The sequence below is a fragment of the Christiangramia fulva genome (assembly GCF_003024155.1).
Classification (GTDB): Bacteria; Bacteroidota; Bacteroidia; order Flavobacteriales; family Flavobacteriaceae; genus Christiangramia; species Christiangramia fulva.
Genome location: NZ_CP028136.1, coordinates 3381595 through 3393684, shown reverse-complemented (window position 1 = coordinate 3393684; position 12090 = coordinate 3381595). Strand labels below are relative to the sequence as shown.

The window sequence follows — 12090 nt, the reverse complement described above, 5'->3', positions numbered from 1 at the left end:
ATTTTATTAATAACCAGGATTTTGACTTAGGTTAGGGTTTTTCTCCCTTTCCTGGGAGGGTATTGGGTACAACATATCGGTTGGTTCCCAGAGAGGATTGCTTCCAAGGGCTTCATTTGCTCTATCGGTTCTTTTTAAATCCAGCCAGCGATGACTCCATTCGGCAAATAACTCTTTCTGCCGTTCCGCCATTATCAAATCCAGTAATGCATCCTGACCAATTCCCGGATCATTCTCCTCAACAGATGCGAGTCCTGCTCTCATTCTTATAACATCCAGGTCCTCAATAGCACCGGCTAGATCTCCCTGTTTGGCCCTTGCCTCTGAGCGAATCAAATACTGTTCTGCTAATCTTAAAACCATGGAGTATTCGATTATCGGAAACTCATTACTACTCCAGACCTTATATTTAAATGGAAAATAGGCATCCAATTCTTCGTTGAATCCTATCCAGTTTGATAGTCTTTGATCTTCCTGGTCAAATTGCTCCACGAAATCTTCCTCCATTTTAATTACTGCAAAAAAGGAAAAGATGGGATCTATGATAAAAAGGCTTCCTTCATTGGTATTGGTGATCTGGCCACCTCCTCCCAGAGGAGAGATTTGCCAAATAGCTTCTTTACTGTTTGCCAGGAATACCTGGTCAAAATCCTGTAAGATCTCATAGGTTCCATTTTGGTCAATTACCTCACTACTCAGTCTTTCGGCCGCCTCCCAGTCTTCCAGATATAAGTACACCCGTGCCAATAGCGATGCCGCTGCAAATTTGTTTACAGTAGTTCTTTCACCATTTTTGTATTCGGAACCCAGTGAATCCACAGCTATTTCGAGGTCACTTATAATTTGCTCGTAGACTCCTGCAGTAGATGTCCTTGTGGCTAATTGATTTTCATGATAATTGGTTGAAATGATTAGAGGTACATCCCCGTACAGATTCACCAGGTAGAAATACGAAAATGCCCTTATGAATCGTGCCTCACCTTCAAGCTGTGTTTTTAAATCGGAACTGATCTGTTCTGAATTATTCAGCCCTTCTAATAAAGAATTCGTCAGATAAATTAAGTTGTAGGCACTGGCCCAGATATCGAGGTTCCCGGGATTATCAGCAGTTATTTCGTGCTGCTCGAATTCCATCCGGGTTATATTTGAACTAGAGATATTCTGGAAAGTATCAGCTGATAAACCGGAAAGGAATGTTACGCTTGTTCTTTGCCCGTTTGCAAAATCCGTCAAAAATAACTGATTATAAATTCCGGTCATGGCACTTTCCGCGGTAGCATCATTACTAAATACTACATCGCTCACCAATTTGTTATCAGGTGCGTCTACTTCCACAAAATCTTCACAGGAGAAGAAAAGTAATGGAAGAATTAGCCATATGTTATATGATATTTTATAATTGAATTTCATCTTGATTGTATTTAAAAGTTAATGTGCATCCCACCTGTTAGAGTTCTCAGGTTACCGATAGCGACTGAATAAGGATTTTCCGGATCCAGTCCTTCATAATCGGTAAGGGTGAGTAAGTTCTGCCCCCTCACATACAGCTTCCAATTTTTTGCACCTATGGAATTTGTAAACTTTAAAGGAAGCTGGTACGCCAGAGACAATGTCTTCAGCCTTAAATAGGAGGCGTCATGCATAGGGAAGGTGGTACTAAGTACATAATTATAAGCTCTGCTGGCCGCTACCGACTGTGAGAGTTGCTGATAAGGCCCTACACCATCTAATGAGCTTAGAATCACATCACTAGAATTACCAATATTACCTGCCGAAAAACCGCTAGAAAACCCATCCTGTTTTACAAATTCCCAAAGAAATTGAAGAGAAATAGATTTATAGGTAAGGTTGTTATTAAGGCCTCCAAAGAATTTTCGATTTCTGTCCTGAATGACTATCCTATCCTGGTAATCAAATCGGCCATCCTCGTTTACGTCACGGATGGTATAGAAACGGGTTTCAGGGTCCAGACCCGTATATTCATATAATAATGAGATGTTCAACGGATGTCCTACCCTGTAGGTATTTGCATAAGATGATTGCTCAATATCCGGATAGCTTACCAGTTCATTTTCCGGGAAACTCAGATTAAAGGAAGTATCCCATTTAAATTTATCATTGTCAACGTTTATGCTATTAAACGTGATCTCCCAACCTGAATTTTCGACGGTTGCAGGTAAATTGGCCTGGACGGTGGTAAAACCGGTTAAGTAGGGCAGGGGATAGCCTACCAATTGATTGGAGGAGCGGTTCAGATACCTACTTAGACTTAGCCGAAAACGATCCTGCAAAAAGCCTAATTCCATACCTGCCTCTAACTTCTTATTGATTTCCCAGGAATAGTCAGGGTTTGCCAGGCCTGTTGGATAGAGTCCGCCCGGGCCCCTGGTAGCCTCATAGGCGTCCAGATATCCATAATCTCCAATTTGATCATTACCGGTAGTACCATAACTACCTCGTAGTTTTCCAAAAGACAGAAATGGAAGATTGTTTTTAATGAATGGTTCCTCTGAAAATATCCATGCAGTACCAATAGCCCCGAAATTAGCGAAACGATTGTTCGGACCGAACCTTGACGAACCGTCCCTTCTACCCGTAAGATTCAGATAATATTTTCTATCCCAGTTAAATCCTAACCGTGAAAATATGGCTGCATATCGATAATCCGTATTATCACGCTTAGCATTGATGATCTTCTCCGCAGCACCGATATTTCCTATAAGTGATTCAGAGGCGTATCCATCACTCAGGAAACTTTCACGAATGCTATTATTTTCCTGAAAGGTTGCACCTGCTAATGCTTCCAGATTTAATTTGCCGAAAGCCTGATTGTATAGAATTTGTGGTTCCACGATCCAGGACCGTCTATCAGCTTTTAAATGATTGGCTTTATTAGTTATGGATTCAGAAGGATCGTAGGAGCGTCTGGGTTGTTCACGTAATTCACTGGAATTATAATAGGTGTATCCCATACTAGTTTTTAACCGTAGTCCGGTTACAATTTCATAGGACAGACCAATATTTGAAATCAAATTGTCGGAGTTTGTGGAGGTGTTATTAAAATACCCCTGCAATGGGTTTTTTAATCCCGCTCCTCCCCAGTCTTCCCAATTCAGACTACCATCCTCATTAAAGATTTTTGGTGCATTAGGAGCAAGATATATGGTGCTGGCATTGAAATCCACATTGCCGACCAGGTTATTTCTGTCCACACCATAGTTAACCGCAAGATTTAATTGAAACCTGTTATCCTTAGAGGTATGGTTCAGATTTAAATTTCCGGTTACCTTTCTGTAATCATAATCTCCAGGGTAGATGGTTCCCTGTGTAAAGTAGGATCCTCCTAATCGAAAGGATGTCCGCTCACTTCCTCCAGTAAAGGCGATATTCGCATTAGCCGTTTCAGCAGTTCCACCAAATAGGAACTCTTGCCAGTCGGTATATCGATCCTGGTCCCAAACCAATAGATCATAAGCATTTCTTTCAGTTGGTTCTACGCCATCATTTTGAAGAGCTCTACGTCTTACATCGAGATATTCTTGAGTATTTAATAAATCCAGGCGATTTGGTACTGTGGCGGCCCCGTAATAGAATCCGACTTCCAGTCCCGTTCCTAACATCCGTCCTTTTTTGGTAGTAATCAAAACGACGCCATTAGCCCCCCGGGAACCATAGATCGCGGTGGCATCGGCATCCTTTAGAACCTCTATGCTCTCAATATTATTAATATCCAGGTTGTTTAAAGGATCGATGCCTACATTACCCAGAAGACTGGTACTTTCCAATGGGATGGAGTTAACAGGAACACCATCAATTATATATAATGGAAAATTTCCTTCTTCACGTAAGCTATTAACACCCCTTATACGTATGTTAGATGCAGCCCCTGGAGAGGAAGCATTTGTTGTTATTTCTACCCCAGCCATTCTTCCTTGTAAAGCCTGTAGCGGACTTACCAGCGGCTGGTTCTCTATTTCCTCTGCGGTTACCCTTGAAATATTCCCTGTACTTTCTCTTCGAGTTGTATTATAATAGCCAGCATTAATCTGTACCTCATTGAGTGAAGCTACATCCTTCTGTAAGGATATAGAAATAGTAGTTTGACTATTTACCGATACCTCGCGGGTTTTGTATCCAATAGATGAAAAAATAAGTGTGTCCCCGGGAGAGGCATAGATAGAATAATCTCCATCCAAATTTGTATTTACTCCTTGATTTTTATTTTTAATTTGAACTGTAACTCCCAATAGAGGTTCACCATTAGTATTCGTAACGGTACCACTTATGTCCTGCTGGTAAAATAGAAGAGTGGAGGAGGAGGGTGTTGCCGCTTTGGCTTGACCCATCGCTAACATGACCAATAAGGCCATGGCTAAGAGGAACATGATGATAAGCATGCCCCGCTTGTAAAAATTTTTCATAATTTTACATTAGTTAAATGAAACATTTGTTTTATTAAAGCTTAGGCCTTCCCTGTACGACTGCAATCTCAAGGGAAGGCTTTTTTGCTTTTACCCGTCAAAACGAGTGTTCACTTTTCTTTTTTCCATAAGCATTTTTTTATTGGCTAAACAAACTATTAAATTGGAGCAAAAAATCACCGTTCCCAAAGCCATCTCTACATGAGAATTGGCTTTTGCCCACCCAACTACTGTAATACAATAAACTGTTTACAGTATCCCACGGGATTATTAGCGGAATTTACCTCGTTCCCGTAAACAAGCTTTATAAAAACACTCCGTAGGGAATGCCGGCCGCTTTGACCTTTGTTTAAAATGTAGGGTTAATTGTAGCGACGTCTTTTTAGTGAAGAAACAAATGCTTTAAAAATAAGTAGAGCAGGAAACACCTAAATACAAAAAAGGCGTGAAAGCTCAACTTATCGAATCGCGGTACTGGTATACCTTGTACACAATAAGTGAGCCCACGCCCGGGTCGTGAGCACTTCACCTATCATCTCGTGTACTAAAAATTACCAGTTTTCGATTCGAGATTCAAAGCGAATGCTTCTAATATTTTACTTAAAGAAGTTTCGCAAATATATTATAATGAATCAAATATAATAAAAATTATTTTATGGTACCTTATAGGTTACCATAATTTTTGTTTTTAACCTAGAATTTTATAGTATGATTGAGAATACCTTAAAATTCAGTGAACATAAAATAAGATTTGGCAAGCATATAAGGTCATTAAGAGAAAGAATTGTTAGTCTTGAATATCCAAATAGAAATATTTCACAGCAAGAGCTGAGTGATCGAAGGGGCCTTTTATCTAAAAAAACTATAGGTGAAATAGAGAGGGGGGAGGCAAATCCTACTTTTGAAACATTAATTGCCTTGGCAATAGTTTTAGAGGTTTCTGTTACAGAGTTATTTGACTACGATTAATTTGCGTTTATCCCGCTAAATCGGAGTGGAAAATAACCAATAAATTGCGTATATAAGACTTGTGATCGCAAATAATGTATTGATAAAAAATTTAATTTTTGGAACCCCGGAAAGAAAACAGTTAAGTTTACAAGTCGATGTCCTTACTACTTTAACCTATCAATCGTGTGTCGAACAAACAATATTTGGCAATTCAAATACTCATTTTCTCATCTTTAGAATCCTTTAACATTAGAAAGATTTTTGCTAAATTGCCACGGCTTCCCCACCCTACCTCGGAAGCATAATTATTTACTACATACCCGAATCTGAATAATGGCCAAAAAGAAAACTACCAAAGAAAAATCTATTGAAGAAAGCCTGTGGGATGCTGCGAATAAATTACGTGGCTCCATTGAACCTTCTGAATATAAACACGTAGTACTGGGACTTATCTTCCTGAAATTTGCCAGTGATAAATTTGAAGTGCGCCGTGAGGAGCTAATTGCCGAAGGGAAAGAAAAGTACCTTGAGATGAAAGACTTCTACAATATGAAGAACGTCTTCTTCTTAGCAGAAACATCACGGTGGAACTATCTCATTAAAAATGCGAAGCAAGACGATATTGCACTAAAGATTGATACCGCCTTAAACCAGATCGAAAAGAATAATCCCTCTCTAAAAGGTGCATTGCCGGATAATTATTTTTCCCGCTTAGGACTGGATAAAAGTAAGTTGGCTTCCTTGCTGGATACCATAAATAAAATAGATACCCAAAAAGACAAATCCCAGGATGTTGTGGGGCGTGTGTATGAATACTTCTTATCTAAATTCGCTTTGGCGGAAGGGAAAGGAAAGGGAGAGTTTTATACACCAAAAAGTATTGTAAACCTTATTGCTGAAATGATCGAGCCCTATAAAGGGATTATTTATGATCCGGCCTGTGGTTCTGGTGGAATGTTCGTGCAGTCTATCAAGTTTATTGAAAGCCACCACGGGAGCAAACGGGAAATTTCAATTTACGGACAGGAGTACACCAATACTACTTACAAACTGGCAAAAATGAACCTTGCCATTCGGGGAATATCTGCTAATCTGGGTGAAAAAGCGGCCGATACCTTTAGCAATGATCAGCATAAAGATCTGAAAGCAGATTATATTATGGCTAACCCACCCTTTAATCAAAAGGACTGGCGTGGGCCGCAGGAATTAATTGATGATCCACGCTGGCAGGGTTATGAGGTACCTCCAAAAAGTAACGCAAACTACGCTTGGATCCTAAATATGATTTCCAAACTTTCAGATGATGGCGTTGCCGGATTTATTCTGGCCAATGGTGCCCTTTCCGGTGGTGGTGAAGAATATAAAATTAGGAGAAAGTTGGTGGAGAACAACCTGGTTGAAGCCATAGTGATCCTACCACAAAATATGTTCTATACGACTAATATAAGTGTAACCGTTTGGATCCTTAACAGGAATAAAACCGCACATTCCCGTTCTATTGGCGATGAAGAAAGGCATTACCGGGACCGGCAGGAAGAAGTGTTGTTTATGGATTTGCGGCAGATTGGAGAACCATTTGAAAAGAAATTCACTCAGTTTAGTCCAAAGCATATACAGGATATTGCCAAAACCTACCACGATTGGCAACAGGAAAACACCGATTATAAAGATATCCCGGAATACTGCTACAGTGCTACCAAAACAGATATTAAAAAGAAAGATTTCTCACTGGTGCCCAGCAAATATATTGAATTTGTAAACCGCGATGAAAACATCGATTTTGACTCCAAAATGGCAGGTTTACAAACTGAACTGACAGATTTGCTAAAAGAAGAAGAGCAATCCAAAAAGGAATTATTAGAGGTTTTTAAAGAGCTTGGGTATGCAATCAAACTATAAACCTATTGGAGATTACATACAAAAACTAAAAGTCCGAAATTCAGAAGATAGATATTCTGAACTTTTAGGTATTAATATAGATAAGTTTTTTATGCCTTCAGTAGCCAATGTAGTAGGCACTAATCTATCAAGATATTTAATTGTAAGACCTGGGCAATTTGCCTGTAACCGAATGCACGTTGGCAGGGATTATAGAATACCAATTGCACTTTCAGAAAATGAAGAACCTTTTATAATATCACCTGCATATGATGTCTTTGAAATAAAGGATACTTCTATATTATTACCTGAATATTTGATGATGTGGTTTAGTCGTGCTGAATTTGATAGAAATGCCTGGTTCTATACGGATGCTGACGTTAGGGGAGGTTTAGCCTGGGATGCCTTTTGCAGTATTGAACTCCCCGTTCCTTCCATAGAGATACAGCGGGAAATTGTAAGGGAATACAATGTGATAAAAAACCGTATTGAGTTAAATAAGCAACTCAACCAAAAACTAGAAGAGACAGCACAGGCTTTATATAAATATTGGTTTTTGGATTTTGAATTTCCAAATGAAGAAGGAAAGCCTTATAAATCTTCCGGCGGAAAAATGGTTTATAATGAGGAGCTGGATAAAGAGATTCCTGAGGGGTGGTCAAATGGAACTTTTCAAGACCATGTAAAGGTGAAGATGGGACAATCTCCAAAAGGAAATACATATAATCAAAATGGTTATGGAACTCCCTTAATTAATGGTCCTGTAGAATTCGGTGATTTTTTTACAGAAAAAAGTAAATGGACTACGGCACCAACTAAAATTTGTGAGAAGGGAGAATTGATTATATGCGTCAGAGGAAGTACAGTAGGTAGATTTGTTAAAAGTGATGGGATCTATTGTTTAGGTCGTGGAGTTTGTAGCTTCAGAGGGATTCAATCACAAAGATTTGTTGATGAATTATATAAATATAGTCTAGAAGAGCTATTGTCATATACAACCGGATCTACTTTTCCCAATCTCGATGGACAGACATTACTAAACTTTCCTTCAATAGTACCTTCGGCTGAATTAGTTGAATTGTTTGATCAATTTATTAACTCAATTATGTCATTAGTTGAAAATAAAGCAAAACAAAATAATTATTTAATTGAAATTCAAAATCTTCTACTTTCCAAAATGGCAAGGGTAGAACAAGAAAAAACATCTTTTGCCTATGAGTAAAAATTTACAAATGAATCCGGAGAATAAGGATCAGAAACAAAATATCCCTTTTAACTCTCTTTCTCCTGTTAGTGATCCTGAAAAGCATAAATTCTACTGTGATTCTTTAGAGTGGGCTCTGTCTAATCGGAAAGAAAAAGACATTAAAAATATCGCGCTATCTGGAACCTATGGTTCCGGCAAAAGCAGCATTTTAAAAACTTTTCAGGAAACCAATAAAAATGAAAATTTAAAATTTTTAAATATTTCATTGGCAACTTTTAAAGAAGAGAAAAAGAATGACACTGATAGATATGCACATTTAAGAAGTGAAAATATAAATAGTGACAAACTTTCAAAAAATGATCAGCTTCGATTAGTAGAATTAAGCATTCTTCAACAAATCTTTTATCATGAAGAATACGATAATATACCCGATTCCAGGTTCAAGAAAATAAGAAGTTTGAATCCCCAGGAAGTTCAGGAAACAACCTGGTTATTATTCGGACTTATCTCTGTATTGTACACTTTTTTTAATTTCCATTTCCTTAGAACCCTAATTAATTTGCCAGAACCAAAAATATGGTTCGCATATACTATACAGGGTTTGTTGGCTATTGGAGGTTTAGTTCTTTCATTTTACTTCCTACGTGCTGTGGTAGGATTTTCTCAAAAACTCACGATTAGTAAATTAAATTTCCAGAATCTTGAAATCCAGGTGGCTGATAAAATAGACAAATCTATCCTCAACAATCATCTGGATGAAATTTTATATTTTTTTGAAGTAACAGAATATAATGTTGTAATTATTGAGGATCTGGACCGTTTTGAGCAAACAGAAATTTTCACAAAACTTCGAGAAATAAATCTTCTAATAAATAATTCAAAATCGATTAATCGTACCGTAACTTTTATTTATGCTATACGCGATGAAATGTTTAAGGACAAAGACCGGACTAAATTTTTCGACTTTATAATTCCCGTTATACCAGTTATCAACTACTCTAATTCCAATGAACAATTAACTCGGGCATTAGAAAAATTTGAGTATTCTTTATCCACAGAATTGATAGATCAGGTCGCATTTTATGTAGATGATATGCGGCTTCTTTACAATATTGTAAACGAATTCCATATTTATTTTCAAAAATTTAAAGGTGAAAAATATCAGAATAAACTTTTTGCAATAATCGTTTATAAGAATATTTATCCCGAAGATTTTGTTATGCTAGGTAAAAATCAAGGTATTCTTTATAAAAACCTTGTAGAGAATAAGTTGAGTTGGATAAATGATGCTAGTCGGAAAATTGAAGAAGAGAATTCTAGATTAAAAATGGAGTTAGACAATTTAGAAAGGGTTCTACCTAAAAATTTGGAGGAATTGAGGCGCATTTACCTTATGGAATATATGAAAAATGCTAACAACCTTTCACATTTCCGTATTGCGAATAAAAATTACTCCGTGGAACAAATGTTAGAAGATGAAAATTTTGAGAATTTAAAAAATGGATCTATAAGCTATAGAGAAAATCAATATAATAGAGAATTCAATTTTAAATTTTCTGATGTAGAATCACGTCTTGATCCGGATAAGTCTTACTCGGATAGAAAAACTGAAATTGAAAACAAAAATGCCGGGAGGGTTAAAGATATTAGAGTTAGGTTAAAGCAGAATGAGGAAGAAAATAGAAGAATTAAAAATGCCAAGATAAAATATCTTTTAAAGAACAAAAAAATTTCTTTGTCTTCACAACCTTCCAAACAGGAACAGCTGATAATTCTATTAGTTCGTAATGGCTATATAGCTGAAGATTATCTTAATTATATTTCCTATTTCTATCCGGGAAGTATTACTGAAAGAGATCACTGGTTTTTGATGAATGTAAGGAATGAAATGGATAGTAAATTTGATTATAAACTGGATGAAGTAGAGAATGTTATTAAAAAAATAAGTGAATCAGAATTTGAAAGGAGATCTGTTTTAAATTATAGTCTTCTAGACCAGTTTTTAAAGAGTAAAAAATTTCCCTTGAAAAAGGAATTATTTTTTAAGCAGCTGTCAAACGAATCAAATGATTCTGTCAAATTTATTTACTCTTATATCAAAGAGGATAAAAATTCGGGGGTACTCATAAAAACTTTATGCAAAAGTTGGATAGGTATTTGGAAATTTATCGAAGAAGATAGCTCGCTTACGGACGGTGAAAAATCAAATTATCTCTCCCTTATTCTAAACAATGCTGAAATTGAAGATATTGAAAACATTGCTTCGACCTCCCAACTAGAAGCTGTACTAAATGCAAAATCGGATTTTTTATCAATAGTTAGTGATTCGAAGAGACAAATTGAAATCATAGATGAGTTTGACCTCAAATTCAACTCCTTAAAATGGGATGAATCCCGTAAGGAAATAAGGGAATACATATATTCTATGAATAACTATGAAATCAATCCTCCTATGTTAAGGATAATGATCAAGGAATTTGGTGAATATAGAGAGGAGGATTTTAATCACAGTAATTATGCAGCCATTAAATTGTCTGGTTGTGATAGATTAATTGAATATGTAGAAAAGAATATAGAGGAGTACATAAATGCGGTTTATTTAAAGCTCAAAGATAACTTCAAAGAAAAACAGGCCTATCTACTAAAGTTACTAAACAATTCAAACATCAAAAAGACAAGTAAAGAAAGTATAATAACTCAAACTGAAACTTTATTGCCTTCCCTTTCTGAATTAGAAGATTCTAAGGAGTTGAGTGATTTTTTAATTGAGAATTTAAAGATAGAACCAACATGGAAAAATGTAATCTTTAAGTATCAAGAAAATGAAAATAAATTTTCGGAAACACTTACTGGTTTCCTAAATAATCCAAAAATTACTAAAAACCTAGTAAAAGACTCTATTCCAACAGATAAGGAACTTTTAAGTTTCAGACGTGATTTCTTGTTAAACAATAAGATTCTCGATGAATTATATATTTCTTATCTAAAAACAGTACCACTAGCATTTAAAGAGTTAAGCTTTGAAAGCTTATCGTTTAAAAAAGTAGAAGCATTAGTAAATGAGCTAAAATTATCATTTAATCAAGAAAATTATAACAAACTAAGATCAAGTTTTTCTCCCATACATCTCATTTTTATTATCCTGAATATTTCAGAGTTCTTTAAAATATATTCAGAAATAGTTCTATCAGAATCAGATTTGGCGGAAATCCTGGGAAATTCTATGTTAACTGATTCTCATAAAATAAAATTAATAGAAAAATTCGAAGCCGATAACGCTATTTCGGATCAGAAGGCACTTTCTTTAATAGGAAAAATGGCCTTAAAACACAAAGAACTAAAATTGTCTGATTCAAATATTTCTTCAATTCTAATAAAATCTGCATTAAAGACTAATGAGAAAATTGAGCTTTTCATGAACAATCTTACTCCCTTTGATAAAGAATTTATAACATCCTTTTTAAGTTCTTTAGGGGGAGATTATAAGCAATTAAATGAAAAAGGTCCTATGCCATACTTTAAAAACACTGCCCTTCTACTCAGTTTTTTTCAGTATTTAAAACAAGAAGGCAAAATATCTAAAATCAAAGAAAAAAAAGACCATATTCAAGTTACAACATTTAGAAAATAAAA

Annotated in this window: 6 protein-coding genes; 4 read left to right on the top strand and 2 right to left on the bottom strand. The window is 36.1% G+C overall.

Annotation, left to right across the window (positions count from 1 at the left end):
• Positions 1 to 6: 6 nt before the first annotated feature.
• Together C7S20_RS15135 and C7S20_RS15130 are read right to left on the bottom strand one after the other, a co-directional pair.
• On the bottom strand, positions 7 to 1410 hold the full coding sequence (locus C7S20_RS15135; RefSeq protein ID WP_107013262.1) for a RagB/SusD family nutrient uptake outer membrane protein: 1404 nt from the start codon (positions 1408 to 1410) through the stop codon (positions 7 to 9).
• Between the two features lie 11 nt (positions 1411 to 1421).
• Positions 1422 to 4421 carry a SusC/RagA family TonB-linked outer membrane protein gene (locus tag C7S20_RS15130; RefSeq protein ID WP_107013261.1) on the bottom strand — a complete coding sequence of 1000 codons (3000 nt, stop codon included), beginning with the start codon at positions 4419 to 4421 and terminating at the stop codon, positions 1422 to 1424.
• Between the two features lie 708 nt (positions 4422 to 5129).
• Here C7S20_RS15130 and C7S20_RS15125 point away from each other — a divergent pair.
• The 4 genes from C7S20_RS15125 to C7S20_RS15110 all read left to right on the top strand — a co-directional run bounded on the left by C7S20_RS15125 (position 5130) and on the right by C7S20_RS15110 (position 12088).
• Complete coding sequence (locus tag C7S20_RS15125) at positions 5130 to 5390, top strand: helix-turn-helix domain-containing protein (protein ID WP_107013260.1); 261 nt, start codon at positions 5130 to 5132, stop codon at positions 5388 to 5390.
• Between the two features lie 315 nt (positions 5391 to 5705).
• Positions 5706 to 7271, top strand: coding sequence for a type I restriction-modification system subunit M (locus C7S20_RS15120; RefSeq protein ID WP_107013259.1), 1566 nt, complete (start codon positions 5706 to 5708; stop codon positions 7269 to 7271).
• A complete protein-coding gene (locus C7S20_RS15115; protein WP_107013258.1) occupies positions 7255 to 8472 on the top strand; it encodes a restriction endonuclease subunit S in 1218 nt (405 codons plus the stop codon). The genes C7S20_RS15120 and C7S20_RS15115 overlap by 17 nt, the downstream gene beginning before the upstream one ends.
• Entirely contained in the window at positions 8465 to 12088 is a 3624-nt protein-coding gene (locus C7S20_RS15110) for a YobI family P-loop NTPase (RefSeq protein ID WP_107013257.1), read from the top strand. Before C7S20_RS15115 ends, C7S20_RS15110 begins: the two co-directional genes overlap by 8 nt.
• Positions 12089 to 12090: the final 2 nt, after the last annotated feature.